Origin of the sequence: Microbacterium radiodurans (assembly GCF_008710705.1) — a bacterium.
GTDB lineage: Bacteria > Actinomycetota > Actinomycetes > Actinomycetales > Microbacteriaceae > Microbacterium > Microbacterium radiodurans.
This window is the reverse complement of sequence record NZ_VYRZ01000002.1, coordinates 663,078-688,709: the sequence shown is the minus strand read 5'-3', so window position 1 is coordinate 688,709 and position 25,632 is coordinate 663,078. Positions and strand designations below refer to the sequence as shown.

The window sequence follows — 25,632 nt, the reverse complement described above, 5'->3', positions numbered from 1 at the left end:
CGCACGGAACCGGCGGTCAGTTCTCCGATCGGCCCAGCCGCCAGTAGCCCATGAACGCCACCGCCCGGCGATCGACGCCCACCTCGCCCACGAGATGACGACGCAGGGTCTTGATCGCCGAGGCTTCGCCGGCGAGCCAGGCGTACAGCGGCGCGCGCTTCAGAGCCGCGCCGCCCTTCGCGGTGCGCGGCACCTCCCACAGGATGTCGGTGTCGACGTCGATCTCCTCGACCTCGGCGCCGATACCCGCCGGCGCGAGCCGGTGGGCGACGCCCTGCACCGCGTCGATCAGGTGTTCGTGGCGTGCCGCCTCGCTCCGCCGCGCCGAGACGGCGAACTCGAAGCCCGGGTGGGCGGGGAGGTAGGCGGCATCCTCGGCGCGGGGGAGCTCGAGCACCACGACACCGCGGGCCTCGGGGGGCAGCTGTTCGAGGATCACCGCGATCGCGGGAGCGGCCGTCTCATCGCCGGCGAGGAGCAGCGCATCGGTATCGGCCGGCGGGACGAAGTCGATGCCGAGGCTGACGCCTCGATGCTCGGTCGTCGGCCCGAGGATGAGCACCTCGTCGCCGATCGAGGCTCCCGCGATCCACGCGGACGCCGGCCCCAGCACGTCGTGGGCCACCATGTCGATGTCGACCTCGCCGGATGCCGCGCGCACCGCCCGCGTCGTGTACGTGCGCATCACGGGGCGGTCCGCCGCCGGCATCTCCCGCCACCGGTCGTACCAGTCCTCGCCGGTCGGCATGGCGTCCACGCCGGCGGTCTCGGTGGGAAAGAGGATCTTCACCCGTTGGTCGAACCCGGGGTCGCCGTACCCGCGCAGGTCGTCGCTGCGGAAGGTGAAGCGGCGGAAGCTGGGCGTCAGATCGGTGATCGCCGCGACGGGTGCGCGGAAGAAGCCGAGGGGATTCTGAGACATCGGTACTCCGGTCAGGCGGTGGCGTCGTGCGGGGCGGGTACGTGGTGGCGCCCGATCGGCAGCACGAGGGGTCGCCCGGTCAGCGGATCGGGGATGACCCGGCTGTCGAGGCCGAACACCGCTCGGACGGTGTCGGCCGTGAGGACATCGCCGGGATCGCCGGCGGCGTAGAGACGCCCGCCCGCCATCGCGACGAGGTGGTCGGCGTAGCGCGCGGCGAGGTTGAGGTCGTGGAGCACCATCACGATCGTCGTCCCGCGCGATCGGTTGAGATCGGTGAGCAGATCCAGGACGTCGATCTGGTGGCTGACGTCGAGGAAGGTCGTCGGCTCGTCGAGGAGGAGCACGTCGGTCTGCTGCGCGAGCGCCATGGCGATCCACACGCGTTGACGCTGCCCGCCCGACAGCTCGTCCACCGACCGATCGGCCAGTGCCGCGGTGTCGGTCGCCTCCAGCGCGTGCGCGATCGCCGCGTCGTCCTCCGTCGTCCAGCGAGCGAGGGGGCCGTGGTGAGGTGTGCGGCCGCGGCTCACGAGGTCGGAGACGGCGATGCCCTCGGGCGCGATGGGGGATTGCGGCAGGAGGCCGAGCTGACGGGCCACCTGCTTGGTCGGCAGCCGATGGATGTCCTTGCCGTCGAGCAGGACTCGACCCGCGCGCGGCGAGAGCAGGCGCGCGAGCGATTTCAGCATCGTCGACTTGCCGCAGGCATTGGCGCCCACGATCGCGGTGATGCGTCCGCCGGGCACGCCGAGCGTCAGGTCGTCGACGATCACCCGGTCGCCGTAGCCGAGGCGGAGTCCCTCGGCGGCGAGTGTGCGGTCGGCGGTCATAGGGAACCTCCGGAACGGCTGCTGCGGATGAGCAGGAGGATGAGGTACGGAGCGCCCAGCACGCCGGTGACCACCCCGACGGGCAGTCGGAGACCGAGCAGGTACTGCGCGACCAGGTCGGCGACGAGCACCAGCAGGGAGCCGAAGAGCCCGGCCGCAAGCACGGGCGAGCCCACCGGCCCCAGCAGGCGGGCGGCGATGGGGCCGGACAGGAACGCCACGAACGAGATCGGGCCGGCGGCGGCCGTGGCGAAGGCGAGGAGGGCGACGGCGGCGACGATGAGAAGGATGCGGCGGCGCTCGACCGGAACGCCGAGTCCGGCGGCCGCGTCGTCGCCGAGCCGCATGAGTTCGAGGTCGCGCGTCAGCCAGAGCAGCACCGGGACGACGACGAGCATCGTCAGGGCGAGGGGGGCCGCCTGTTCCCAGGAGCTCCCGTTGAGGTTGCCGGTGATCCAGCGCATCGCGGCCTGCAGGTCCCACTCGGCGGCTCGGGAGAGGACGTACGACACCACGCTGTTGAAGATCGCGGCGACACCGATGCCGATCAGGATGAAGCGGGCGCCGGCGCCGCCGTCCTTGTACGCGAGAAGGTAGATCGCCATCGCGGTCACGAGCGCCCCCACCGTCGCGACGAACGACACCGAGGTCGGATCGAGCGAGAGGAACACGATGCCCACCACCGCTGCGGCACTGGCCCCGGCGTTGACGCCGATGATGTCGGGGCTCGCGAGCGGGTTGCGCAGCATCGTCTGGAAGACGGCGCCGCCCATGCCGAAGCACAGCCCGGTGAGCAGCGCGACGGTCGCGCGGGGGAGCCGCAGCTCGCCGACGGTGAACGATGCGCCGGGCACGGTCTGACCGGTGATCACGCCCCAGACCTCGGCGGGGGTGTAGAAGGTCTGGCCGACCATCAGCGAGAGGAGGTAGGTGGCTGCGACCGCGATCGCGAGACCGCCGACGACGAGCAGCCGGCGTCGGCGCCGGCGCGCGCGTCCGCGCGCGACAGCGCCGAGGGTGGCCGGTGAGGGCACGGTGACGGTCACAGGGCACGCATCCTCTGCCGTCGGACGATCGCGATGAAGAAGGGTGCGCCGATGAGGGCGGTCACGATGCCCACCTCGATCTCCTGCGGGCGGGCGATCACCCGGCCGACGACGTCGGCGAGGGTCAGCAGGCCGCCGCCCACGACGGCGCTCACGGGCAGCAGCCAGCGGTGGTCCGGGCCGACGATCAGGCGGCAGACGTGCGGCACGATCAGTCCGACGAACCCGATCGGTCCGGCGACGGCGGTCGCCGCGCCGCACAGGATGACGGCTCCGGCGGCCGAGACGAGCCGTGCGATGCGGATCCGCTCGCCGAGGCCGGCGGCGAGCTCGTCGCCGAGAGCCAGCGAGTTGAGCGCGCCGCTGGAGCCGATGCAGACGAGGACGCCCACGAGGAGGAACGGGGCGACGAGGGCGATCTTCTCGAACGTCCCGCCGCCGACGCCGCCGATCTGCCAGAAGCGGAAGACGCTCATGACGTCGATGCGGGGGAGCAGGATCGCGCTGATGAGAGACGTGAAGGCCACCGCGGTGGCGGCGCCGGCGAGGGCGAGCTTGAGCGGGCTCGCACCGCCGCGCCCGAGCGAGCCGATGGTGTAGACGAAGACGGCGGCGACGGCGGCGCCGAGCATGGCCAGCCAGATGTAGCCGAAGGCACTCGTCACGCCGAAGAATGCCAGTCCGATGACGACGGCGAGGGAGGCGCCGCCGTTGATGCCGAGGATCTGCGGGTCGGCGAGCGGATTGCGGGTCACGCCCTGCATCACGGTGCCGGCGACGGCCAACGCGGCGCCGACCAGAAGGGCGAGGATCGTGCGCGGAACGCGCTTGGCGACCGCGGCGGCCGATGCGCTGTCGATGTCGCCTCGAAGCCCGTCGACGATGTCGCCGATGCCCACGGCGCGCGTGCCGAAGGTCACCGACAGCGCCGCGATGGCGGCGACGACCACGATCAGGATGACGAGCCAGACGGCCTTCCGCCGCCGCGAGTGGCGTCGAGAGGACGCTGTCGCGGCGGCGGGGGCCGGTGCGGTGAGGGTGCTCACGGCATCCGGATCGCGGGGGATCCGGTCACGAGGCGACCTTCTGCGCGGCAGCGCCGATGAGGTCGATGTACTCGGAGGTGAGTGCGTTCGGGATCGACAGCGGGCTGGGGTTCGCGGCTGCCGAGAGCGGCGCGTTGGCGATGGGCAGGATCACGACGGCGCCGTCGGCCACGGCGGGGATCCGCGAGAGCAGCGGGTCGGCCTGCATCGCCGCGAGCGTCGTGTCGTCGCCGTAGGTCACGAGCAGCTGGAGGTCGTCGAAGCGCTCGATCTCCTCGGTGCTGTTGGTGATCCAGAACTGGTCGGTGCTCTGCGACTGCTCGGCGACGGTCGACGCGGGCGTCAGCCCGAGGTCCTCGAGGAAGAGGGGGCGCGGGTCCTCGGTCGAGTAGAACCCGATCTGGCTCAGGTCGGTCGCGTCGAACGAGCTGAAGAGCGAGGTCTTGCCCGCGATGTCGGGGAAGGCGCCGGTGAGGTCGGCGAGGTGCGTCGTCAGGTCGGCGACGAGGGCCTCCGCCTCCGTCTCGAGCCCGAGCGCCGTGCCGTTGATGATCGTGAGGTCCTGCCAGCTCGTGCCCCACGCGACGTCGGGGTAGGCCACGACGGGTGCGATCTTGCTCAGCGTGTCGTAGTCCTGCTGGGTCAGTCCCGAGTAAGCGGCGAGGATGACGTCCGGCTGCGTGTCGGCGACGGCTTCGAAGTCGATGCCCTCGGCCTCGTCGAAGAGGACGGGGGTCTCGGCGCCGAGCTCGTCGAGCTTGTCCTTGACCCACGGCAGGATGCCGTCGCCGTCGTCGTCGCCCCAGGTGACGGCCGGCATGCCGACGGGCACGACGCCCAACGCGAGAGCGGCTTCCTGGTTGCCCCACGAGACCGTGGCGACACGGGTGGGCTTGCTGTCGATCGTCGTCTCGCCGAACGCGTGATCGATCGTGACGGGGAAGGCGTCGCCGGACGCACCGCCGTCTGCTGCGGGGGCGTCGGCGGGTGCGCTCGACGTGGCGCAGCCGGCGAGGAGAAGGGATGCCGCGGCGAGCGCGACGAGGGCGGTGCGAGTGCGACGCACGATGCCTCCAAGGGGCGGTGAGTAAGGGCAGGCTTACTTTACGTCGCGGGTGGCCATCGCGCGAATCCGCTGCAGTCGCGCTGAAGGTGGAGACGCCGACGGCCCCGGCCGCGGATGCGGCGGCCGGGGCCGTGAGGGAGGTGGCGGCGGTGCAGCGAACCGTCAGCGACGGGTGCGACGCTCCGCGAGGCGGACCAGACCCCAGGCCGCGGGGACCAGTGCGGCGGCCGCGGCCGCTTTGATGAGGCCGGGGACGATGAAGGGCCACACGCCGGCGTCGAGCACGCCCGCGAGGGTCACGTCGACTCCCGCGATGCCGAGCATGACCGCGAGGTAGGGGACGCCGATGAGGAACGGGATGATCGAGGCGGCGACGAAGCCGACGAAGGCGAGCACCGGCTTCCGGTCCCACGCGCGCTCGGCGAACCAGCCGGCGACGAAGGCCGCCGGGATGAAGCCGAGGACGAAGCCGAACGAGGGGAGCAGCGCGTAGGCGGGGCCGGCGGTGAGACCGGCGAAGACCGGCGCGCCGGCGAGACCCGCGAGCAGGTACGTCGTGAGGGCTGCGGCGCCGCGTCGGGCGCCGAGGGCGGCGCCGACGGCGATGACGCCGAGGGTCTGCCCCGTGATCGGCACCGGCCCGATGAAGAACGCGACCTTAGCCAGAAGTGCGACGAGGGCCGCGCCGGTCAGCACGAGGGCGACGTCGAGGGCTCGGGCCCGTGCGATGGCGGCGGGGCGGCCGAGGACGTCGGCGAGGACGCGACGAGAGGGGGCGCTGGCGATCGACATGGGGCTCCTTCGGGACGGGGGAGGGCCGAGAGGCGCCCTCGCTCGATCAGCCTATGGCTGGGCCTGCGGAGCGCTGGGTGTCGATTGTCGACAAAGCAACACGGGAATCGATGGAGGTCGTCGATCGTGCTGCGAGGCTTCCGGCGCGCGGGGCCGAGCGACCGGGGATAGGATGGGAGGCTGGCCGATCGGCCGCCTCTCCCCGACGAATGGACCTCTGCTGTGCTCTCCGTGCACGATCTCGAAATCCGCGTGGGCGCGCGAACGCTGATGTCGGACGTGTCGTTCCGGGTGACCGGCGGCGACAAGATCGGGCTCGTCGGCCGCAACGGCGCGGGCAAGACGACGCTGACGAAGGTCCTCGCCGGCGATCTGCTGCCCGCGGAGGGACGGGTCGACCGGTCGGGCGAGCTCGGCTATCTGCCGCAGGACCCGCGCTCCGGCGATCCCGAGATGCTGGCGCGCACCCGCATCCTCGACGCGCGAGGACTCGGAACCATCGCCGTCGACATGCAGACGGCATCCCTCGAGATGGCATCCGACGACGCGACGCTCGCCGCCAAGGCGATGCGGCGCTACGGCAACCTCATGGAGCGCTTCGAAGCCCTCGGCGGCTACTCCGCCGAGGCCGAGGCGGCATCGATCGCCCACAACCTGTCGCTGCCCGACCGCATCCTCGACCAGCCCCTCAAGACGCTCTCCGGCGGACAGCGCCGCCGTATCGAGCTCGCGCGCATCCTGTTCTCCGATGCGCAGACGATGATCCTCGACGAGCCGACCAACCACCTCGACGCCGACAGCGTCGTGTGGCTCCGCGAGTTCCTCAAGGGGTACAAGGGCGGGCTGATCGTCATCAGCCACGACGTCGAGCTCGTGGGCGAGACGGTCAACCGCGTGTTCTACCTCGACGCGATGCGCCAGGTCATCGACGTCTACAACATGAACTGGAAGAACTACCTGCGCCAGCGCGTCGCGGACGAGGAGCGCCGCAAGAAGGAGCGGGCGAACGCCGAGAAGAAGGCGACGTCGCTGCAGCAGCAGGCCGCGCGCTTCGGCGCGAAGGCGAGCAAGGCCGCCGCCGCCCATCAGATGGTCGCCCGAGCTGAGAAACTGCTCTCCGGCCTCGACGAGGTGCGCCAGGAGGATCGCGTCGCGAAGCTCCGCTTCCCGAAGCCGGCACCGTGCGGCAAGACGCCGCTCATGGCGTCGGGACTGTCGAAGTCGTACGGCTCCCTCGAGATCTTCACGGATGTCGATCTGGCGATCGATCGCGGTTCGAAGGTGGTCATCCTCGGTCTCAACGGTGCGGGGAAGACGACGCTCCTGCGCATCCTCGCCGGCGTCGACCAGCCCGACACCGGCGTCCTCGAGCCCGGCCACGGACTGCGCATCGGCTACTACGCCCAGGAGCACGAGAATCTCGACGTCGCACGCTCGGTGCTGCAGAACATGATGTCGTCCGCTCCGGACATCACCGAGACCGAAGCGCGCAAGGTGCTCGGCTCGTTCCTGTTCACCGGCGACGATGTGCTGAAGCCGGCCGGCGTGCTCTCGGGAGGCGAGAAGACGCGTCTGTCTCTCGCGACGCTCGTCGTGTCCTCGGCGAACATGCTCCTGCTCGATGAGCCCACGAACAACCTCGATCCGGCCTCCCGCGACGAGATCCTCGGTGCGCTCGCCCACTACGAGGGCGCGGTAGTCCTGGTCTCGCACGACGAGGGGGCGGTGGAGGCGCTCAATCCCGAGCGCGTCCTCATCCTGCCCGACGGCGTCGAGGACATCTGGGGCCGCGATTACCTCGAGCTGATCACGCTCGCCTGACCGCGGCCGCGTCAGCTCCGCGACGAGTCGAGGATCGCGTCCTCGTCCTGCATGTCGCGGTCGCGCTTGCCGCCACCGCGCCGACGCAGGCTCGGCGGGACCACGGATGCCACGACCGGCACGCGCGGCCGGTCCGCCGCGTCCGGGGCTCCCGTTCCGATGGAGGCGGACGAGGTCTTCGCGGGCGCGGTGTCCGCCATGGCCGCCGCCTCCGCCGCGTCCTCGCGACGGTGACGCACCTCGGTGCGGATCATGTACCAGATGAAGACGAAGCCCATGATGGCGAAGAGGATCCACTGGATCGCGTACGAGAGGTGCGGACCCGGGTCCTCTGTCGGCGTCGGGAGAGCGCCGGGAACCGTCTCGGGTGCGGGGTCCTCCGACACGAGCTGACCGTACGCCGAGGTGACCGTCTCGTCGCCGAGACCCGCCTCGGCGACGACCAGATCGAGGTTGATGGTCGGGACCTGACCCGCCGGGGCGGATCGACCCGACGTCGGGGCGGCCTCGACGGGCTTCAACCGTGCCACGACCGTCGCGGCGCCCGACGGCGGCGCCGGAACCGCTGCCGGGTCGGGGCTGTCGGTTGCGGGCGGTACCCAGCCTCGATCGATGACGAAGACGCGTCCGTCCTCGGTGCGGAACGGCACGAGCACCTCGAAGGCGGACGTGCCGCCGTGCGGACGGTTGCGCACGAGCACCTGCTGATCGGGCAGGTACTCGCCGACCAGCTCGACGGGGCGCCATTCGTCCGCGGGCGAGAACTCGCCGCCCGCGGCGATGAGATCGCCCACGGGTACCGGGGCGGCGTCGTAGTTCGCCTCGACCAGCGCGAGCTGCTCGCTGCGCGATTCGTTGCGTGTGAACTGCCAGTTCGACAGGAACGCGCAGGCGATCGCGAAGGCGACAGCCACCGCGACGTAGCCCGACCAGCGCAGCGCGGTGCGACCGTTCATCGCGGAGCCTCCGCCGGTCCCGATCCGGCACCGGCTCTCGCCTCGACGGCGACCGGGAAGTCGCGCGCGGCCAGGAACTCGCGCAGGTAGGCGACATGCTCGTCGCACGCCAGCCACACCTTGCGCCGATCGGGGGTGTGGATCCGGGGGTTCCGCCAGACGACCTGCCACGCGGCCGTGGCGCGGCATCCCGCACGGGAGCAGACGATCTCGCTCACTCGGGTCGTGTCTCGCGCACTTCGATCACGTTCGGTCGTTGCGGAAGCGGCTCGGCCGGGCGCGGCGGCTCGGCCGTCAGCGCCTGCAGGGGCGATTCCGCATCCGGCTCGTGGACGTCGTCGCCGACATTCGCGAGCACGACCGCGACGTAGGGGAGGAAGACCGCGCCGACCGCGAAGATCGCCGTCTGCCAGCCGTACGGCGTGATCACGACCATGAGGATGAAGCACACGACGCGGATCGCCATCATGATGAAGTACTTCGTCATGCGGCGATTCGACGAGTCGCGCGGCGCGCGCGGCAGCGACGTCGCGGAGGGGGTGCCGGTCTGGTGTTTCACGGTCCCTCCAGGGTACGCCCGCCGGAGGGTGCAGGGACGGGATCAGAACCCTGAGGAGTAGCTGCTGTAGCTGGAATCCTGCTGGACCGCCCATCCGATGAACGAGGCGAACAGGATGATGCCCAGCACGGCGAACGCGAGGCCCGCGTAGCCGATGATGAGGCCCGCGAGCGCCATCCCGCGGCCCTTCTCGGCCGTCCGCTTGATCTGCGCGAGCGAGATGTGGCCCATGATCACGCCGGCGATCGATCCGATGATCGGCAGGATGAAGACGATGCCCACGATCGACGCGATCATCGAGATGATCGCGAGCACGTTGGTCTTCTGCTGCTGGTAGGCGCCGTATGCACCGCCGTAGGCGGGGGCCGGGTAGGCGGCGGGCTGGTAGCCGCCGGCGGGAGCCGAGTAGCCGGAGGGCGGCGCCGATGCGTACGGCGGGGCCGCGGGCGGCGCCGGCGGGGTGTAGGGAGCGTCCCCGGAGGTCGGCTGCGGCTGCTGCGGCGGGTTGGTGTCGCTCACATCTGCTCCTTCTCGACGTTGCCGCCCAGCCTATCGGGGGAGCGGCGCGTGCCTCGTGCAGGTCGGAGAGCCGGGCGCCAGGGACGCTGCCCGCTAAGCTTGCCGGGTTCACCGCCCCCGTCCCTGGAGAGCTGCATGTCCGAGTCCCGCGTCGTCCTGGTCACCGGTGGAAACCGCGGCATCGGCCGCGCCATCGCCGAGCGCTTCGTCGCCGACGGCCACCGTGTCGCCGTGACCGCGCGGTCCGGCGAGGGCCCTGAGGGGACGCTGACCGTTCGAGCGGACGTCACCGACGCGGCCTCGATCGATGCCGCCTTCACGCAGGTCGAGAACGAGCTCGGCCCGGTCGAGGTCGTCGTGGCGAACGCGGGGATCACGAAGGACACGCTCCTGCTGCGCATGAGCGAGGACGACTTCGACTCGGTCGTCGCCACGAACCTGGGCGGCGCCTTCCGCGTGGTCAAGCGCGCCTCCAAGGGGATGCTGCGCGCACGCTGGGGCCGGGTGATCCTCATCTCCAGCGTCGTGGGCCTCTTCGGGTCGGCCGGCCAGATCAACTATGCGTCGTCGAAGGCGGGTCTGGTGGGTTTCGCGCGATCCCTCACCCGTGAGCTCGGCGCCCGCGGCATCACGTCGAACGTCGTGGCTCCGGGGTTCATCGAGACCGATATGACCGCCGCCCTCCCGGAGGAGACGCAGGCCGAGTACAAGCGGAGCATCCCCGCGGCCCGCTACGGCTCCGCGGCGGAGGTCGCCGGCGCCGTCGCGTGGCTCGCCTCCGACGACGCGGCCTACATCTCCGGCGCCGTCATCCCGGTCGACGGCGGCCTCGGCATGGGTCACTGACCGAGCGGCATCCTGACCTCGCGCCCGCGGGCGATCTCACCCGAGCGCATCGACGATCGCCCGCGTGAGGGCCTCGGGCTGCGAGAACTGCGGCCAGTGTCCGCTGCCGAGGCGCGTGACGGCGCGATCCTCGATCGCCTCGAACTCGCCGAGGAACGGCGGCCATCCCGCGAGCATGTCGAGCAGAGCGGCATCGTCGGCTGCTCCCGACAGCACCCGCACGGGAACGTCGAACCGACGCGCGTCCTCGAGCACGATGGCATCGGTGGGGACGCGCGCCGGCACGGTGTGCGTGCGCGCGGCCCAGCGCTCGCGCGTCGGTGCGTCGAGGTCGGCGACGTCGGGCTCGTCGAACGAGTCCCAGCCCGGGAAGGGGACGACGCCGTCCACGACCGGGAACTCCGATATCTCCGCTCCCGGAGCGGGTGGCACCGAATCGACCAGCACCACTCGGGCGACGCGGTCGGGCCGTGCCGACGCGGCGCCCCATGCGACGTTGCCGCCGCCGCTGTGGCCGACCAGGGCGACCGGCGCGGGCAGCTCGTCGATGCGAGCCACGACGTCGGCGATCCAATCGGCGAGACCGATGTCGGCGCTCTCGCTCGCCGTGGCTCCGACACCCGGAAGGGTGACGGGGTGGGGAGTGTGGCCGGCCGCTCGCAGACCGGGGACCACATCGTCCCACGAGGAGGCGTCGAGCCACAGGCCCGGGATCAGAATCAGTTCCATGGCGCCGACGCTAGACCTCGCCGCCGACATCCGACAGGGCGGCGTCAGGGCAGGAGCGGAATGAGTTCGCGCAGGTCGACCGGATCCACGACGAGGTCGGCCTGACGCCGTACGGCGGGCTTGGCGTTGAAGGCGACGCCGAGGCCGGCGGCCGCCAGCATCCGCAGATCGTTCGCACCGTCGCCTACGGCGATGGTCGAGCGCAGCGGGACACGTCGGTCGTCTGCCCACTCTCGCAGTGACGCGGCCTTGGCCTCGGCGTCGACGACGTCGCCCGAGACGGTGCCGTCCAGCCGGTCGTCCGCGACGGAGAGCCGGTTCGCCCGCCAGACGTCGACGCCGAGGTCCGGGGCGATCGTGTCGAGCACCTCGTGGAATCCGCCCGAGACGACGGCCGCCACGCCGTCGCGGGAATGGATCGCCTCGATCAGCTCGCGCGCGCCCGGGGTCGGCTCGACCCGCGCGATGACACGCGGGAACGCCGTCAGCGGCACGCCGCTCAGGGCGTGGACGCGGGAACGCAGGCTCGTCGCGAAGTCCACCTCGCCGCGCATCGCCGCCTCGGTCGCGGCTGCGACCTCGGCCCCGCGACCGGCCTCGTCGGCGATGAGCTCGATGACCTCGTTGCGCAGGAGGGTGGAATCGGCGTCGAAGACCACCAGGAAGCGGGGATGCGGCATCCCTCCACGCTAGCGGCCGGCAGGCTCAACGATCGACGCGGACGTTCTTGCCGACGATCGTGATGCCGCTGTCGGTGACGGTGAAGCCCCGGGCGATGTCGCGGTCGCGATCGACACCGACGGTCGCGCCGTCCTCGAGCACGACGTTCTTGTCGAGGATCGCTCGGTTCACCCGGGCGCCGGCGCCGACGCTCACGTAGTCGAACAGCACCGAGTCGGTGATCGTCGCGCCGCCGCCCGACAGGGTCCACGGACCCACGACGCTGCGCTCGAGGTGGGTGCCCGAGAGCACCGAGCCGAGCGAGACGATCGAGTCGATCGCGTTGCCCATCCGTCCGACGCTGTCGCGCACGAACTTGGCGGGCGGCGAGTTCACCGACTGCGAGTGGATCTGCCAATCGGTGTTGTAGAGGTTGAACACCGGCAGGGTCGAGATGAGGTCCATGTGCGCGTCGAAGAACGACTCGATCGTCCCCACGTCGCGCCAGTAGTTGCGATCGCGCGGGGTCGAGCCGGGGACGTCGTTGCGCTTGAAGTCGTAGACGGCCGCCTCGCCCCGGTCGACGAAGTACGGGACGATGTCGCCGCCCATGTCGTGGTTCGACGTCGGCAGCTCGCCGTCCGTCTCGACGGCCTCGATGAGCGCGTCGGTGTCGAAGATGTAGTTGCCCATCGAGGCGAGCACCTCGTGCGGCGAGTCGGGCAGGCCCGCGGGGTCCTGCGGCTTCTCGAGGAAGGCGCGGATCCGGGTGTCGTCGGCGGGGTCGACGTCGATGACACCGAACTGGTTCGCGAGCGAGATCGGCTGGCGGATGCCGGCCACCGTCGCGCGGGCGCCGGAGGCGATGTGCGCATCGAGCATCTGGCGGAAGTCCATGCGGTAGACGTGGTCGGCGCCGATGACCACGACGATGTCGGGCTTCTCGTCGTTGATGAGGTTCAGCGACTGCAGGATCGCGTCGGCCGACCCCGAGAACCACCGCTTGCCCAGGCGCTGCTGCGCCGGGACCGATGCGACGTAGGAGTCGAGGAGCGCCGACATCCGCCAGGTCTGCGAGACGTGTCGGTCGAGGCTGTGCGACTTGTACTGGGTCAGGACGACGACCTGGCGCAGGCCCGAGTTGATGAGGTTCGAGATCGCGAAATCGATCAGGCGGTACTGGCCGCCGAACGGCACGGCGGGCTTCGCGCGATCGGCGGTCAACGGCATCAGGCGTTTCCCCTCGCCGCCCGCGAGAACGATTCCGAAGACCTTGGGCGCTGCTGGCATGGCACCACACTAGGCCCGCGGATCGCTCCTGTACTAGCGTTCGAGCCATGCGTGTAGACATCGTCTCGAAGGAGTATCCTCCCGCGATCTACGGCGGCGCGGGGGTGCACGTCACCGAGTTGGTCCGTGCCCTCCGGGCGTCGCTCGAGGTGCGGGTGCGGGCGTTCGGCGCCGAGCGCGACGAACCCGGGACGACCTCCTACGACACCCCGGCCGAGCTCGCCGCTGCCAACCCCGCCGTCCAGACCCTCGGCGTCGACCTGGGCATGGTCGACGACATCGCCGGGGCGGACGTCGTCCACAGTCACACCTGGTACGCGAACTTCGCCGGTCACCTCGCGTCGCTGCTGCACGGCATCCCGCACGTCATCACCGCCCACTCGCTCGAGCCGCTGCGACCCTGGAAGGCGGAGCAGCTGGGCGGCGGGTACGCGGTCTCGAGCTACATCGAGAAGACCGCCTACGAGAACGCCGCCGCGATCGTCGCCGTGAGCGACGGCATGCGCCGCGACATCCTCCGCAGCTACCCGGCGCTCGACCCCGAGAAGGTCTCGGTCATCTACAACGGCATCGACGTCGAGTCGTGGCGTCCCGTCGACGACCCGGCCGTACTCGAGCGATTCGGCATCGATCCGACCCGGCCGTCGGTCGTGTTCGTCGGACGCATCACGCGCCAGAAGGGGCTGCCGTACTTCCTGCGCGCCGCGCGTCTGCTCCCGGCGGATGTGCAGGTCGTGCTGTGCGCCGGAGCGCCCGACACCCCCGAGATCATGGCGGAGGTGCAGGGCCTCGTGCGCGAGCTCCAGGCCGAGCGCTCGGGTGTCGTCTGGATCGAGGAGTTCCTGGCGCGCGACGAGCTGTGCGCGATCCTCACCGCGGCGACCACGTTCGTCTGTCCGTCGGTGTACGAGCCGCTCGGCATCGTCAATCTCGAGGCGATGGCCTGCGGGGCCGCCGTCGTCGGGACCGCGACCGGCGGGATCCCGGAGGTCGTCGTCGACGGCGAGACCGGGCGCCTGGTGCCGATCGACCAGCTCGAGGACGGCACCGGCACGCCGCGCGACCCCGAGCGGTTCGTCGCCGATCTCGCGGCCGCGCTCACCGAGGTCGTCAGCGACCCGGAGCGCGCACGGGAGTACGGACGCGCGGGGCGCGAGCGTGCCGCGACGGCTTTCAGCTGGCGCTCGATCGCCGACGAGACGGCCGCGTTGTACGCCAGGGTGGCGGGGGCCGGCCGCTAGGCTGGACGCATGCCGCAGGTCCTGGAGTTCTCCGACGTCGTCGTCCGCCGAAACGCCCGGAACATCGTCGACGGTGTCGACTGGGCGGTCTCGGACGACCAGCGCTGGGTCGTGCTCGGCCCGAACGGCGCCGGCAAGACCACGGTTCTCCAGCTGGCGGCGAGCCTGCTGCACCCGACGTCGGGCGTCGTCGAGATCCTCGACGAGCGCCTCGGCCGCACCGACGTGTTCGAGCTGCGCCCCCGCATCGGATTCGCCTCGTCGGCCATGGCCCGTCGCGTGCCCGCCGAAGAGACCGTTCTGGATGTCGTCCTCACCGCGGCGTATGCGGTCACCGGTCGCTGGCGCGAGGAGTACGAGGACATCGACGAGCGCCGCGCGATGCGCGTCCTCGCCGAGTGGAAGCTCGACGGATTGGCGGACCGGACGTTCGGCACCCTCTCCGACGGCGAGCAGAAGCGCGTGCAGATCGCGCGCGCCGTCATGACCGATCCCGAGCTGCTGCTGCTCGACGAGCCGACCGCGAGCCTCGATCTCGGAGCCCGCGAGGAGCTCCTGGGTCTGCTCGGCGGCTACGCCCGGGCGGCGAGCACCCCGGCCATGATCATGGTGACGCACCACGTCGAGGAGATCCCCGTCGGCTTCACGCACGTGCTCCTGCTGCGCGAGGGCGGCGTCGTCGCGGCCGGTCCGCTGGCGGAGGCCCTCACGGCCGAGAACCTCACGGCGACCTTCGGCACCCCCATCACGCTGAGCGAGGCGGACGGCCGCTACGCGGCTCGAGCCGCGAGCTGAAGCTGGTAAGATCGCTGGTTGGTGCGCCGCACCGCAGACCTTCGCCCTGGCAAAATCCAGGGCACCACGTGAGGAATCCCATGAAGACTGACATCCACCCCGAGTACCGTGCCGTCGTGTTCCGCGACCTCGGCTCCGGCGAGACCTTCCTGACCCGTTCGACGGTGTCCAGCGACAAGACGATCGAGCTGGACGGCGAGACCTACCCGGTCATCGACGTCGAGATCTCGTCCGCGTCGCACCCGTTCTACACGGGCAAGCAGCGCATCATGGACTCGGCCGGCCGCGTCGAGAAGTTCAACCAGCGCTTCAAGAACTTCGGCTCCAAGTAAGCCGTTCTTCGATCGAGGCCCCGCTCCGGCGGGGCCTTCGTCGTTCCCCGACGGCCCCGGTGCGGCCGCTCGTCCGCTGCGCGTCCGGGATTGACTCGTCAGGGCTTGACGATGGGGATCGACGAGGTCTCGACCGCGACCTTCCGGCGGTGCAGCGCCCGCTGCTCGGGGAGCGAGATGTCGAAGACGACGGCGAGCAGGCGGATGACGGTCGTGACGGCGATGCCGACGATCGCCGCGACCACGATCGGTGCGCCGAGAGCGGTCGCGCCGGCCAGGACGGCGCAGCCCACGGCGGCGGCGACGGCGTAGAGCGAGCCGACGTGCATGATCGCGACCGGGAGCCCCATGATGACGTCGCGCAGGATGCTGCCGCCGACCGCCGCGCACGATCCGATGAAGATCGCCGGGACGATCGGAAGGCCGAGCACGAGCGCCTTGCTGGTGCCGAACGCGCCGAACAGGCCGATGACGACGGCGTCGAGGCCGATGATCGCGGCGTTCAGGCGCTGGAAGATGTTCGACAGCAGCATCCCGACGAGAGCCGCCGACGTCGCCGTCATGAGGTACCAGTTGCTCTGCAGCGTCACCGGCGGGACCCCGAGCAGCAGGTCGCGGATGAGACCGCCGCCCATCCCGATCAGGATGCCGATGATGACGACGCCGAGCGGGTCGAGGCGCTGTCGACCGCGGAAGCCCGAGGCGAACAGCGCGCCCTGCACACCGCCGAGCCCCACGGCGGTGAGATCGGCCCAGAGCGGGATCACGAACTGCGGTTCCGTCACGGATCCATTGTCGCCGGTGCGCGGGATAATCGATGCGTGCCCACTTACCGCGACGAGGTCGTGATCCTCCGCACCCACAAGCTGGGTGAGGCGGATCGCATCGTCACGATGCTCAGCCGGCGCCACGGCAAGCTGCGGGGCGTTGCGAAGGGGGTGCGTCGGACCTCGTCGAAATTCGGAGCACGCCTGGAGCCCTTCATGGTCGCCGACGTGCAGATGTACAAGGGCCGTTCGCTCGACATCGTCCAGCAGGCCGAGTCGCTGGGGTCGTACGGGGCCGACATCGCCACCGACTACGACCGGTACACCTCGGCGTCGGCCATGGTCGAGGCCGCCGATCGTCTCAACGAGGCCGAGACGACGCCGCAGCAGTACCTGCTGCTCGTCGGCGGGCTCCGGGCGCTCGCCCGCGGCGATCACGACTCGCGCGCTGTGCTCGATTCCTATCTGCTGCGCGCGATGGCGCTCTCCGGGTGGGCGCCGTCGCTGCTGGCCTGCGCCCGGTGCGGCGTGGACGGGCCGCACGCGGGTTTCGCCGCTCCCCTCGGCGGGAGCGTGTGCGATTCCTGCGCGCCCGTCGGCTCGCCCCGGATCGCCGGCGAGACGGGCGATCGCCTCCGCGCGCTGATGGCGGGGGAGTGGGACATCGTGGATGCGGGCTCGCCGCACTCTGCGGCGTCGGCCTCCGGGCTCATCGCCGCCTATGCGCAGTGGCACCTCGAGCGCGGCATCCGATCGCTCGGCGCGATCGGCTCGATGCGCTGACGTGCGGGAGGTGGGCTGCGGCCGGACGGCTTAGGCTCGTCTCGATGAGCCCGAAGCCCTACACCCACCGCGACGCCGTTCCCTACCGGCCCCTCGACTGGACCGGCATCCATCCGCCCGCGTTCCCACGCGGCGGCGTGCCGAGCCACGTCGCGATCGTGATGGACGGCAACGGACGGTGGGCGAACCGGCGAGGGCTCACCCGCATCGAGGGGCACCGGGCCGGCGAGGAGGTGCTGCTCGACGTCGTGGCGGGCGCCATCCAAGCCGGGGTCAAGCATCTCAGCGTCTACGCGTTCTCGACCGAGAACTGGTCGCGCTCGCCCGACGAGGTCCGCTTCCTCATGGGGTACAACCGCGACGTCCTCCACCGGCGCCGCGATCAGCTCAACGAGTGGGGCGTCCGCGTGCGCTGGGCCGGCCGACGGCCGCGCCTGTGGGGGTCCGTGATCAAGGAGCTGCAGTACGCCGAGCAGCTGACGGCCGGCAACGACGTGCTGACGCTGACCATGTGCGTGAACTACGGGGGACGCCTGGAGATCATCGACGCGATGCGCGCGATGGGCGAGCAGATCGCCGCGGGACGTCTGAAGCCCTCGGCCATCAGCGAGAAGACCCTGCGCCGCCACCTCTACGTCCCCGACATGCCGGACGTCGATCTGTTCGTGCGCTCGAGCGGTGAGCAGCGCACCTCGAACTTCCTGCTCTGGGAGGCCGCCTACGCCGAGATGGTGTTCCTCGACACGCTGTGGCCGGACTTCTCCCGGACCGACCTCTGGGGTGCCATCGAGCTCTACCTCTCGCGCGATCGCCGCTTCGGCGGCGCGATCGACGTACCGACCTCCTGAGGAATACCGCCGGCGCGCTCGAGCGTTGCACCCCGTGTGACGGACGCAATCAAGATCGACGTGTGGAGCGACATCGCCTGCCCGTGGTGCTACATCGGCAAGCGGAACCTCGAGACGGGACTCGCGGCGACGGCGGAGGACCCCGACGCCCCGGTCGTGGAGGTGACCTTCCACTCGTTCGAGCTGTCGCCCGACACCCCCGTCGACTTCGACGGCGACGAGCTGGACTTCCTCTCGACCCACAAGGGGATGCCGCGCGATCAGGTGCGTCAGATGCTCGAGAACGTGACCGGGGTCGCGGCGAAGGCGGGTCTCGACTACCACTTCGACATCCTCAAGCACACGAACACCGTGAAGGCGCACGAGCTCCTGCATTTCGCCCGGGAGCACGGGCGGCAGAAGGAGATGACCGAGCGTCTGATGTCGGCGTACTTCACCGAGGGGAAGCACGTCGGCCGCATCGACGACCTCGTCGCCCTCGCGGCGGAGGTCGGACTCGATGCGGATGCCGCGCGCGAGGCGCTCGTGTCGGAGCGCCACCTCCCCGACGTGCGCGCCGATCAGGATCAGGCGCGCGCCTACGGCATCACGGGCGTGCCGTTCTTCGTGGTCGACGGCAAGTACGGCGTCTCGGGTGCGCAGCCGCCGGAGGCCTTCGCGCAGATCGCGCGCCAGGTCTGGTCGGAGCGTTCCGGGGCCGAGGTCGACGCCGGCTGACGCGGGTCAGCGGGGGAGGCTCGCCTCGATCGCGGCGATGACCTCGGGTGCATCGGGCTTCGTCTGCGGACGGAACCGGTGCACCTCACCGGACGGGGTCACCAGGAACTTCTCGAAGTTCCACATGACCGGTCCCTTCGCCCCCTCGGCGTTGCGCGCCTTCTTGAGCGCCTTGTAGACCGGGGCTGCGTGGGAGCCGTTGACGCGGATCTTATCCATGACCGGGAAGCTCACGCCCCACGTCATCGCGCAGTAGTCGAGGATCTCCTCCATCGACCCCGGCTCCTGTCCCATGAACTGGTTGCAGGGGAATCCGACCACCTGCAGACCGCGCTCGCCGTAGGTGCGCTGCAGCTGCTCGAGCTGCTCGTACTGCGGCGTCAGACCGCACTTGGAGGCCACGTTGACGACGAGCACGGCGCTGTCGCCGAAGTCGCCCAGCGTCGCGGGTGTGCCATCGGCGGTCGAGAAGGGGATGTCGCGGATGTCGGTGGTCGCATCGGTCACCTCCACAGGCTACGCCGCGCCGGGTACGGCAGCTCGTCCGTCTGGAAGAATGATCCGGTGAGTTCCGTCGTCAGCACCGCCCCGCCCCTGCGGATCGGTCCGCACACCCTCGACGCTCCCGTCGTGCTCGCGCCGATGGCGGGGATCACGAACACGGCCTTCCGCCGACTCTGCCGCGAGTACGGGGCCGGGCTGTACGTCAGCGAGATGATCACCACGCGCGCTCTCGTCGAGCGCAACGCGGCCACCATGCGCCTCATCACCCATCACGAGTCCGAGACGCCGCGCTCGATCCAGCTCTACGGCGTCGATCCGGCGACCACCGAGGCCGCCGTGCGGCTGCTGGTGGACGAAGACCGTGCTGACCACATCGACCTGAACTTCGGCTGCCCCGTGCCCAAGGTCACCCGCAAGGGCGGGGGAGCGGCGCTCCCGTGGAAGACCGGGCTGTTCCGCGACATCGTCACCCGGGCCGCTCGCGCCGCCGGCGACGTCCCGCTCACGGTCAAGATGCGCAAAGGCATCGACCTCGACCACCTGACGTATCTGGATGCCGGGCGCATCGCCGAGGACGCCGGCGTCGCCGCCGTCGCGCTCCACGCCCGCACCGCGGCGGAGTTCTACTCCGGGCAGGCCGACTGGTCCGCGATCGCGGCGCTCAAAGAGGCGGTCACGAGCATTCCGGTGCTGGGCAACGGCGACATCTGGTCGGCGGACGATGCCGTGCGGATGATGCGCGAGACCGGCTGCGACGGTGTCGTCGTCGGACGCGGCTGCCTCGGACGTCCGTGGCTGTTCGGCGATCTCGCGCGCGCCCTGGGAGCGCCGGGCTCGGCGGGTCCCGAGGTCGATGCGACCCTCGGCTTCGTCGCGCGGGCCTTCCGGCGGCACGCGGAGCTGCTCGTCGAGTTCTTCGACGACGAGGGCCGCGGCTGCCGCGACATCAGAAAGCACGTCGCGTGGTACTTCAAGGGCTACCCGGTGGGCGGCGACACGCGCGCGCGGCTCGCGACGGCATCCAGCCTCGACGAGATCGACGAGATCCTGGCGACCCTGGACCTCGCGTCGCCCTACCCGGGCGCGGCGGCCGAGGGTCAGCGCGGCCGCGCGGGAACGCCGAAGCGTCCCGCGCTGCCCGACCGCTGGCTCGAGTCGCGCGACCTGAACGCCGCCGAGACCACGGCGATCGCCGACGCGGAGCTCGAGAACAGCGGTGGCTGAGCTCACGAGCGGCGTCGGCGTCTCGGCGGGCCGGCCGACCGGGTACGACGATCACGACGCCGAACGATTCCACCCCGAGCAGCACCGCTCGCGCCGCGACAGCTTCGCGCGCGACCGGGCGCGGGTGCTCCACTCGGCGACCCTGCGCCGGCTCGCATCCAAGACGCAGGTGCTCAGCCCCGCGAGCCCCGCCGATTTCGCCCGCAACCGCCTGACGCACTCGCTCGAAGTCGCCCAGGTCGGTCGCGAGCTCGCGATCGCCTTGGAGCTCTCACCCGACGTCGTCGACACCGCCTGCCTGTGTCACGATCTCGGTCATCCCCCCTTCGGGCACAACGGCGAGCGCGCGCTCAACGACTGGGCCGCCGATATCGGCGGCTTCGAGGGCAATGCGCAGTCGTTGCGCATCCTCTCCCGCCTCGAGCCCAAGGTCGTCGACGCATTCGGGCGGAGCGCGGGGCTCAATCTCACCCGCGCGAGCCTCGACGCGACGTGCAAGTACCCCTGGACCGTCGAGCACGCCATCCCCGACCCCGGCGGGCGGCAGAAGTTCGGCGTCTATCCCGAGGACGAGGCCGTCTTCCGCTGGATGCGCGAGGGCGCGCCCGGTCGGCTGCGCTGCATCGAGGCCGAGGTCATGGACCTCTCCGACGACATCGCGTACTCGGTGCATGACTTCGAGGACGCCATCCTCAACGGCTACCTCGACCCGAAGCGTCTCGCCGACACCCGCGAACGGGAAGCGCTGCTGACGGCGATCCAGAGCTGGGTCGGCTACGGCTTCACGAAGGACGAGCTCGGCGATGCGCTGTACCGGCTGACCCGCCTGCCGGAATGGCTCGAGGAGTACGACGGCTCGCGCGCCGCGATGGCAAGGCTCAAGAACCTCACCTCCGATCTGATCGGGCGATTCGCACGCGCCGCGACGGCGGCGACGCGCGAGCACTACGACATCCCGGTGCTCACCCGCTTCCGGGGACGGGTGATCGTTCCGCGTGTCATCGAGGTGGAGATGGCCGTCCTCAAGGGCGTCATCGGGGCGTTCGTGGTCTCGATCGACGGGCGCAAAGGCCTCTACAAGGAGCAGCGCCGCGTGCTCGCCCGTCTCGCCGACGCCTTGATCGAGCGTCCGGAGAACCTCGACGCGCTGCACGCCGAGGACTTCGCCGCAGCGGTGACCGATGCAGCGCGCCGCCGCGTCATCGTGGACCAGGTCGCGACCCTGACGGATCGCTTCGCGATCGAATGGCACAGTCGCCTCGTCGGGCCCGTGGATCTGCGCGAGCTGGGACTGTGGTCGAGCGATGGACGGGCCACCGCCCCCAGTCATTTCGCGCTGCCAGAGCCCCTCGAGGGACTCTGATGGCACGCATCCGTCAGGCGGACGTCGAAGAGGTCAAATCGCGCACCAACATCGGAGACATCGTCGGTGAGCGCGTCGCGCTGAAGTCGGCCGGCGTCGGATCGCTCAAGGGGCTCTGCCCGTTCCACGACGAGCGCAGCCCGAGCTTCCACGTGCGGCCGCAGGTCGGGTTCTACCACTGCTTCGGGTGCGGCGAGTCGGGCGACGTCTACTCGTTCCTGCGCGCGATGGACCACCTCTCGTTCACCGAGGCGGTCGAGCGCCTCGCCGCGCGCATCGGCTATCAGCTGCACTACGAGGACGGCGCCCCCACCCCCGAGACCGGTGGCCGTTCGCGCCTGTACGCCGCACACACCGCGGCGGCCGAGTTCTACCGGTCCCAGCTGTCGTCGCCGGACGCGCAGCTCGCGCGCCAATTCCTCGGCGAGCGGGGCTTCGACGCGGGAGCTGCGGCTCATTTCGGGGTCGGCTATGCGCCGCAGGGGTGGTCGGCGCTGCGCGATGCGCTGCGATCGCAGGGGTTCAGCGACGAGGAGATGGTGAACGGCGGGCTCGTGTCGCGCGGTCAGCGCGGCGTCTACGACCGCTTCCGCGGCCGCCTGGTTTGGCCGATCCGCGACGTCGCGGGTCAGACGATCGGGTTCGGTGCTCGGCGCCTCTTCGAGGACGATCAGGGGCCGAAGTACCTCAACACCCCGGAGACCCCCATCTACAAGAAGGCGCAGGTGCTCTACGGACTCGACCTCGCCAAGAAGTCGATCTCCCGTGAGCGCCGCGTCGTGGTGGTGGAGGGCTACACCGACGTCATGGCCTGCCACCTCGCCGGCGTGACCGGCGCGATCGCGTCGTGCGGCACCGCCTTCGGATCGGACCACATCACCGTGCTCCGGCGGGTGATGGGCGACAGCGAAGGCAGCTCGGGCGAGGTCGTGTTCACCTTCGACCCGGATGCCGCGGGCCAGAAGGCGGCGCTGCGCGCCTTCGGCGACGAGAAGCGCTTCGCCGCCCAGACCTACGTCGCCGTCGCGCCGGAGGGACTCGACCCGTGCGATCTCCGCCTGGGCCGCGGCGACGGAGCGGTACGCGCCCTGATCGAGGCCAAGGCGCCGATGTTCGAGTTCGTCATGGACCAGAGGCTCTCGACCTACGATCTGTCCACCGTCGAGGGCCGCATCGGCGCGCTTCGCGCCGCCGCCCCGATCGTCGCCGACATCCGCGACTCCGCGTTGCGTCCCGGCTACACGCGGGTCCTCGCCCGCAAGCTGGGCCTCGACATGTCCGAGGTGCAGCCCGAGGTCGATCGCGCCGCCCGTCGCGGCAGCGACCCGGCGCCCGCTCGCGAGCGTTCACAGCACCGCGCGCCCGAGCCCGGCGCAGCGTCCGAGATGCCCGTCCGGGTGACCCTCGCGTCCCTCCCGCCGGCGCTCGAGCTCGAGAAGCGCGCCCTCATGGGTGTGCTGCAGTACGGCCATCTGCTCGACAAGCAGACGGTGGACGTCGCACTGGGCCTCCCGATGCCGCATCCCGGTCTCGAGGCGGTGCGCCAGGCCGTCTCGATGCAGCCCGATCTCACCCGACCCGGATGGACCTCGGCGGCCGTCGATGCGACGCGCGAGCCGTACCGGACGCTGGCGATCGAGCTCCTGACGGCCGACTTCCCGGCCGGAACCGAGCGCATCGCGCAGACCACGGCGACCGAGTCGCTGCGCGGCCTGCGGCTGCGGGCGCTCGATCGCGAGAAGGCCGAACTGCTCGGCGCGATGCAGCGGCTCGCCCCGGCATCCGACGAGTTCCGGCGCGTCGGGATCGCGCTCCGCGACATCGACGCCCGGCGCCGCGCGCTCATCGAGACCGAATAGCGCCGCTCCCGCGTCGGGCGCGGGTCCGGGCACCGCGCGCGGACATCCCCGCGCTCGACGCGCGACGGTGCGCCCGATCGCCCCGAGCGCCGGCGGCCGGGTGGCGCCCGGCGGTCGAAAGCGGCAGGATGAAGCGCATGTCCCGACGACCCGACGCGGAGATCGCCGTGCGCTGCGACGATCTGTCCATCGCACGCACCGGCGACATCGAGCGCGTCGTCGACGGCGTCAGCGTCACGGTGCGCGCCGGTGAGGCGCTCGCCGTCATGGGAGCGACGGGTTCGGGCAAGTCGACTCTCCTGTCGGTGCTGGCCGGCGCGGCTCCGGCGGAGGTCGGTGTCGTCGGGGGAGTCGCGGAGGTCGCGGGCATCTCGGCACGCAAGGGCGGGCGCTCGCGACGCATGCTCACGTACTACGCGGGTCACATGCCGCAGGCCGCCGGGGCGGCGTTGCCGGCCCGCCTCACGGTCGCCGAGGTGATCGCCGAGCCCATCACCTCCCGTGACCGCCGGGTCAGTCCCCGAGCCCTCTCGCTGCGCGTCGCCTCGCTGCTCGACGAGCTCCACCTGCCGCTCGGGGCAGCGTCGCAGTATCCGTACGAACTGAGCGCCGGGATGCGGCAGCGCGTCGCGCTCGCTCGCGCTCTCGTTCTCGATCCGAAGGTCTTCATCGGCGACGACCCCTACGCCAATCTCGACATCGAAGTGCGCATCGCCGCCCGCGAGGCGCTGCTGTCGCGGCGCGACGACACGGGCATGGCGATCGTCCTGGCCACCAACGACATCGAGACGGCCGAGGAGCTCGACGCGGCGGCACTCGTCCTCCACGGCGGCCGGCCGGTGGGCTACGGCGCCCGGGCATCCGAGCTGGCGTGGACGCCCGACGGGCACGGGCACCGCGTGTCGTGACCCGCCGGTGTTCGAAGCACCCCTGGAGCTTTGCTAAGATGGACGGGTTGCCCGGCGCAAGCGGGTGACTGATCCTCGGTAGCTCAATTGGCAGAGCAATCGGCTGTTAACCGATAGGTTCTTGGTTCGAGTCCAAGCCGGGGAGCGAGAGACTCGCGTCATCTACCGCGACTCTCACCGAAGGCCCGGGCTTCCACCCCGGGCCTTTACCTTTGGCCGGAGCCGCCGTGCGCCGCCCCGAGACGCGCTCGCGCGATGACGCGACGCGGGCGGGTCAGCCGAAGACGTGCAGCCCGAGATCAGCGGCGAGCGCTTCGCTCGCGAGCCGGCCACGCACGCTCGTCCCCTGCTCGTCCAGCGGTGGGCTGATGACGGCGGCGCCGAGGATCCCCGGCGCCGAGAGGACGATCGCACCCGAGACGCTGGACTTGGCCGGAACGCCGACCGACCGCATCCACCTGCCCGATCCGTCGTAGACGCCGCACGTCGCCATCACGGCGACGACGTCTCGCGCGACGGATGCCGGCACCACCCGCTCGCCGGAGACGGGGTTGACGCCGCCGAGGGCGAGGGTGGCGCCCATGACCGCGAGGGTCGCGGTGTCGACGAGGACGGCGCACGCGCTGGCATAGACGGCCACCGCGTCATCGGCGGTCGCGGAGAGCGTCCCCTCGGCGCGCATCAAGTGCGCGAGCGCGTGGTTGCGGTCGCCCAGCAGATGCTCGCTCCGCGCGACGTCGTCGTCGATGTCGAGCGGCCGCCCGGCGAAGGCGGAGAGGCCGGTTCGGATGCGGCGGATCCGGGCCGCCGGGTCGTCGCCGTCCACGAGGGCGCACGTCAGGATGGCGCCGGCGTTGACCATCGGATTGGGAGGCCGTCCGGTGTCGCTCTCGAGCTTGATGGCGTCGAAGGCCTCTCCGGTCGGCTCGATGCCGACGCGTCCGAGCGCCTCGCCGTCCGTGTCGACCAGCGCGAGGGCGAAGAGGAACGGCTTCACCGCCGATTGGATGCTGTAGGGCACATCGGCGGCCGCGCTGGCGCGTACGGTGCCGTCCGGCAGGGCGAGGGCGACCGCGCACAGGTCCGGATCGGCGTCGGCCAGCTGGGGGATGCTCGTGGAGCGCTCTCCCTCGCGCTCCGGGAGGAAGCGCTCACGGAGCGCGTCGAGGTCGTAGTCGTCCGGATCGACGCGCTCGGGGGACACGG

Annotated in this window: 28 protein-coding genes and 1 tRNA gene; 13 read left to right on the top strand and 16 right to left on the bottom strand. The window is 70.9% G+C overall.

The window, feature by feature from the left end:
• Window positions 1–16: 16 nt before the first annotated feature.
• The 6 genes from F6B42_RS09150 to F6B42_RS09125 all read right to left on the bottom strand — a co-directional run bounded on the left by F6B42_RS09150 (window position 17) and on the right by F6B42_RS09125 (window position 5,705).
• Window positions 17–922, bottom strand: coding sequence for a siderophore-interacting protein (locus tag F6B42_RS09150; RefSeq protein WP_150419309.1), 906 nt, complete (start codon window positions 920–922; stop codon window positions 17–19).
• Between the two features lie 11 nt (window positions 923–933).
• Window positions 934–1,755, bottom strand: coding sequence for an ABC transporter ATP-binding protein (locus F6B42_RS09145; RefSeq protein ID WP_150419308.1), 822 nt, complete (start codon window positions 1,753–1,755; stop codon window positions 934–936).
• Window positions 1,752–2,801 carry a FecCD family ABC transporter permease gene (locus F6B42_RS09140; RefSeq protein ID WP_150419307.1) on the bottom strand — a complete coding sequence of 350 codons (1,050 nt, stop codon included), beginning with the start codon at window positions 2,799–2,801 and terminating at the stop codon, window positions 1,752–1,754. The genes F6B42_RS09145 and F6B42_RS09140 overlap by 4 nt, the downstream gene beginning before the upstream one ends.
• Window positions 2,798–3,847 carry a FecCD family ABC transporter permease gene (locus F6B42_RS09135; protein ID WP_150419306.1) on the bottom strand — a complete coding sequence of 350 codons (1,050 nt, stop codon included), beginning with the start codon at window positions 3,845–3,847 and terminating at the stop codon, window positions 2,798–2,800. The genes F6B42_RS09140 and F6B42_RS09135 overlap by 4 nt, the downstream gene beginning before the upstream one ends.
• 25 nt (window positions 3,848–3,872) lie before the next feature.
• Window positions 3,873–4,913 (bottom strand): iron-siderophore ABC transporter substrate-binding protein, encoded by a 1,041-nt coding sequence (locus F6B42_RS09130; RefSeq protein ID WP_150419305.1) that lies wholly within the window; start codon window positions 4,911–4,913, stop codon window positions 3,873–3,875.
• Window positions 4,914–5,075: 162 nt separating this feature from the next.
• The gene (locus F6B42_RS09125; RefSeq protein WP_150419304.1) at window positions 5,076–5,705 is read right to left on the bottom strand and encodes a biotin transporter BioY; all 630 of its coding nucleotides are present in this window, start codon (window positions 5,703–5,705) and stop codon (window positions 5,076–5,078) included.
• Window positions 5,706–5,927: 222 nt separating this feature from the next.
• Between F6B42_RS09125 and F6B42_RS09120 the strand changes: the two genes are divergently transcribed.
• Window positions 5,928–7,526 carry an ABC-F family ATP-binding cassette domain-containing protein gene (locus tag F6B42_RS09120; protein ID WP_150419303.1) on the top strand — a complete coding sequence of 533 codons (1,599 nt, stop codon included), beginning with the start codon at window positions 5,928–5,930 and terminating at the stop codon, window positions 7,524–7,526.
• An 11-nt stretch (window positions 7,527–7,537) separates the two neighbouring features.
• Here the strand turns inward: F6B42_RS09120 and F6B42_RS09115 are convergent, their stop codons facing one another.
• The 4 genes from F6B42_RS09115 to F6B42_RS15070 are packed head-to-tail and all read right to left on the bottom strand — an operon-like array spanning window position 7,538 to window position 9,560.
• Window positions 7,538–8,482, bottom strand: a complete 945-nt coding sequence (locus F6B42_RS09115) for an SURF1 family cytochrome oxidase biogenesis protein (RefSeq protein WP_150419302.1) — start codon at window positions 8,480–8,482, stop codon at window positions 7,538–7,540.
• Window positions 8,479–8,700, bottom strand: a complete 222-nt coding sequence (locus F6B42_RS09110) for a hypothetical protein (protein ID WP_150419301.1) — start codon at window positions 8,698–8,700, stop codon at window positions 8,479–8,481. Before F6B42_RS09110 ends, F6B42_RS09115 begins: the two co-directional genes overlap by 4 nt.
• Window positions 8,697–9,041, bottom strand: coding sequence for a DUF3099 domain-containing protein (locus F6B42_RS09105; RefSeq protein WP_150419300.1), 345 nt, complete (start codon window positions 9,039–9,041; stop codon window positions 8,697–8,699). Before F6B42_RS09105 ends, F6B42_RS09110 begins: the two co-directional genes overlap by 4 nt.
• A 42-nt stretch (window positions 9,042–9,083) precedes the next feature.
• Window positions 9,084–9,560 (bottom strand): DUF4190 domain-containing protein, encoded by a 477-nt coding sequence (locus F6B42_RS15070; RefSeq protein ID WP_150419299.1) that lies wholly within the window; start codon window positions 9,558–9,560, stop codon window positions 9,084–9,086.
• A 135-nt stretch (window positions 9,561–9,695) separates the two neighbouring features.
• On the opposite strand from F6B42_RS15070, the gene F6B42_RS09095 reads away from it, so the two are divergent.
• Entirely contained in the window at window positions 9,696–10,406 is a 711-nt protein-coding gene (locus tag F6B42_RS09095) for a beta-ketoacyl-ACP reductase (RefSeq protein WP_150419298.1), read from the top strand.
• Between the two features lie 36 nt (window positions 10,407–10,442).
• Here the strand turns inward: F6B42_RS09095 and F6B42_RS09090 are convergent, their stop codons facing one another.
• Genes F6B42_RS09090 through glgC form a run of 3 tightly spaced genes read right to left on the bottom strand, consistent with a single transcriptional unit; the run spans window position 10,443 to window position 13,085 of the window.
• Window positions 10,443–11,135: an alpha/beta fold hydrolase gene (locus F6B42_RS09090; RefSeq protein WP_150419297.1), complete on the bottom strand. Its 693-nt coding sequence runs from the start codon at window positions 11,133–11,135 to the stop codon at window positions 10,443–10,445.
• A gap of 44 nt (window positions 11,136–11,179) precedes the next feature.
• Window positions 11,180–11,815: a phosphoserine phosphatase SerB gene (gene serB / locus F6B42_RS09085; RefSeq protein ID WP_150419296.1), complete on the bottom strand. Its 636-nt coding sequence runs from the start codon at window positions 11,813–11,815 to the stop codon at window positions 11,180–11,182.
• A gap of 25 nt (window positions 11,816–11,840) precedes the next feature.
• Window positions 11,841–13,085, bottom strand: coding sequence for a glucose-1-phosphate adenylyltransferase (gene glgC, locus F6B42_RS09080; protein ID WP_150419295.1), 1,245 nt, complete (start codon window positions 13,083–13,085; stop codon window positions 11,841–11,843).
• A gap of 47 nt (window positions 13,086–13,132) precedes the next feature.
• Here glgC and glgA point away from each other — a divergent pair, with 47 nt between their 5' ends.
• The 3 genes from glgA (at window position 13,133) to F6B42_RS09065 (ending at window position 15,453) form a co-directional block, all read left to right on the top strand.
• Window positions 13,133–14,326 (top strand): glycogen synthase, encoded by a 1,194-nt coding sequence (gene glgA, locus F6B42_RS09075; protein WP_150419294.1) that lies wholly within the window; start codon window positions 13,133–13,135, stop codon window positions 14,324–14,326.
• A 9-nt stretch (window positions 14,327–14,335) separates the two neighbouring features.
• Window positions 14,336–15,121, top strand: coding sequence for an ABC transporter ATP-binding protein (locus F6B42_RS09070; RefSeq protein WP_150419293.1), 786 nt, complete (start codon window positions 14,336–14,338; stop codon window positions 15,119–15,121).
• An 80-nt stretch (window positions 15,122–15,201) separates the two neighbouring features.
• Window positions 15,202–15,453 (top strand): type B 50S ribosomal protein L31, encoded by a 252-nt coding sequence (locus F6B42_RS09065; RefSeq protein WP_018186539.1) that lies wholly within the window; start codon window positions 15,202–15,204, stop codon window positions 15,451–15,453.
• Between the two features lie 98 nt (window positions 15,454–15,551).
• Here F6B42_RS09065 and F6B42_RS09060 read toward each other — a convergent pair whose 3' ends face one another.
• Window positions 15,552–16,238, bottom strand: a complete 687-nt coding sequence (locus F6B42_RS09060; protein ID WP_150419292.1) for a trimeric intracellular cation channel family protein — start codon at window positions 16,236–16,238, stop codon at window positions 15,552–15,554.
• Window positions 16,239–16,274: 36 nt separating this feature from the next.
• Here F6B42_RS09060 and recO point away from each other — a divergent pair, with 36 nt between their 5' ends.
• From recO to F6B42_RS09045, 3 genes are read left to right on the top strand one after another with little or no spacing between them, the layout of a single operon-like run.
• Complete coding sequence (gene recO, locus F6B42_RS09055) at window positions 16,275–17,003, top strand: DNA repair protein RecO (protein WP_150419291.1); 729 nt, start codon at window positions 16,275–16,277, stop codon at window positions 17,001–17,003.
• Between the two features lie 44 nt (window positions 17,004–17,047).
• Window positions 17,048–17,851, top strand: a complete 804-nt coding sequence (locus F6B42_RS09050; RefSeq protein WP_150419290.1) for an isoprenyl transferase — start codon at window positions 17,048–17,050, stop codon at window positions 17,849–17,851.
• 36 nt (window positions 17,852–17,887) lie between these two features.
• Window positions 17,888–18,568 (top strand): DsbA family oxidoreductase, encoded by a 681-nt coding sequence (locus F6B42_RS09045; RefSeq protein WP_150419289.1) that lies wholly within the window; start codon window positions 17,888–17,890, stop codon window positions 18,566–18,568.
• A 6-nt stretch (window positions 18,569–18,574) separates the two neighbouring features.
• Here the strand turns inward: F6B42_RS09045 and F6B42_RS09040 are convergent, their stop codons facing one another.
• The gene (locus F6B42_RS09040) at window positions 18,575–19,075 is read right to left on the bottom strand and encodes a glutathione peroxidase (protein ID WP_150419288.1); all 501 of its coding nucleotides are present in this window, start codon (window positions 19,073–19,075) and stop codon (window positions 18,575–18,577) included.
• A gap of 57 nt (window positions 19,076–19,132) precedes the next feature.
• On the opposite strand from F6B42_RS09040, the gene dusB reads away from it, so the two are divergent.
• The 5 genes from dusB to F6B42_RS09015 all read left to right on the top strand — a co-directional run bounded on the left by dusB (window position 19,133) and on the right by F6B42_RS09015 (window position 24,571).
• Window positions 19,133–20,296: a tRNA dihydrouridine synthase DusB gene (gene dusB / locus F6B42_RS09035; protein WP_150419287.1), complete on the top strand. Its 1,164-nt coding sequence runs from the start codon at window positions 19,133–19,135 to the stop codon at window positions 20,294–20,296.
• Window positions 20,289–21,659 carry a deoxyguanosinetriphosphate triphosphohydrolase gene (locus tag F6B42_RS09030; RefSeq protein WP_150419286.1) on the top strand — a complete coding sequence of 457 codons (1,371 nt, stop codon included), beginning with the start codon at window positions 20,289–20,291 and terminating at the stop codon, window positions 21,657–21,659. The genes dusB and F6B42_RS09030 overlap by 8 nt, the downstream gene beginning before the upstream one ends.
• On the top strand, window positions 21,659–23,518 hold the full coding sequence (dnaG, locus tag F6B42_RS09025) for a DNA primase (protein WP_150419285.1): 1,860 nt from the start codon (window positions 21,659–21,661) through the stop codon (window positions 23,516–23,518). Before F6B42_RS09030 ends, dnaG begins: the two co-directional genes overlap by 1 nt.
• Before the next feature lie 137 nt (window positions 23,519–23,655).
• Window positions 23,656–24,426 (top strand): ATP-binding cassette domain-containing protein, encoded by a 771-nt coding sequence (locus tag F6B42_RS09020; RefSeq protein ID WP_150419284.1) that lies wholly within the window; start codon window positions 23,656–23,658, stop codon window positions 24,424–24,426.
• Between the two features lie 72 nt (window positions 24,427–24,498).
• Window positions 24,499–24,571: transfer RNA gene (locus F6B42_RS09015), tRNA-Asn, on the top strand.
• Window positions 24,572–24,700: 129 nt separating this feature from the next.
• Here the strand turns inward: F6B42_RS09015 and glsA are convergent.
• Window positions 24,701–25,630, bottom strand: a complete 930-nt coding sequence (glsA, locus tag F6B42_RS09010) for a glutaminase A (protein WP_150419283.1) — start codon at window positions 25,628–25,630, stop codon at window positions 24,701–24,703.
• Between the last annotated feature and the right edge of the window lie 2 nt (window positions 25,631–25,632).

Coding starts and splice junctions, on each gene's coding strand:
- F6B42_RS09020 (WP_150419284.1), top strand. CDS start 23,656: ATGTCCCGACGACCCGACGCGGAGATCGCCGTGCGCTGCGACGATCTG.
- F6B42_RS09065 (WP_018186539.1), top strand. CDS start 15,202: ATGAAGACTGACATCCACCCCGAGTACCGTGCCGTCGTGTTCCGCGAC.
- F6B42_RS09070 (WP_150419293.1), top strand. CDS start 14,336: ATGCCGCAGGTCCTGGAGTTCTCCGACGTCGTCGTCCGCCGAAACGCC.
- F6B42_RS09050 (WP_150419290.1), top strand. CDS start 17,048: ATGAGCCCGAAGCCCTACACCCACCGCGACGCCGTTCCCTACCGGCCC.
- F6B42_RS09115 (WP_150419302.1), bottom strand. CDS start 8,482: ATGAACGGTCGCACCGCGCTGCGCTGGTCGGGCTACGTCGCGGTGGCT.
- F6B42_RS09145 (WP_150419308.1), bottom strand. CDS start 1,755: ATGACCGCCGACCGCACACTCGCCGCCGAGGGACTCCGCCTCGGCTAC.
- glgA (WP_150419294.1), top strand. CDS start 13,133: ATGCGTGTAGACATCGTCTCGAAGGAGTATCCTCCCGCGATCTACGGC.
- F6B42_RS09150 (WP_150419309.1), bottom strand. CDS start 922: ATGTCTCAGAATCCCCTCGGCTTCTTCCGCGCACCCGTCGCGGCGATC.
- F6B42_RS09125 (WP_150419304.1), bottom strand. CDS start 5,705: ATGTCGATCGCCAGCGCCCCCTCTCGTCGCGTCCTCGCCGACGTCCTC.
- F6B42_RS09095 (WP_150419298.1), top strand. CDS start 9,696: ATGTCCGAGTCCCGCGTCGTCCTGGTCACCGGTGGAAACCGCGGCATC.
- F6B42_RS09090 (WP_150419297.1), bottom strand. CDS start 11,135: ATGGAACTGATTCTGATCCCGGGCCTGTGGCTCGACGCCTCCTCGTGG.
- dnaG (WP_150419285.1), top strand. CDS start 21,659: ATGGCACGCATCCGTCAGGCGGACGTCGAAGAGGTCAAATCGCGCACC.
- glgC (WP_150419295.1), bottom strand. CDS start 13,085: ATGCCAGCAGCGCCCAAGGTCTTCGGAATCGTTCTCGCGGGCGGCGAG.
- serB (WP_150419296.1), bottom strand. CDS start 11,815: ATGCCGCATCCCCGCTTCCTGGTGGTCTTCGACGCCGATTCCACCCTC.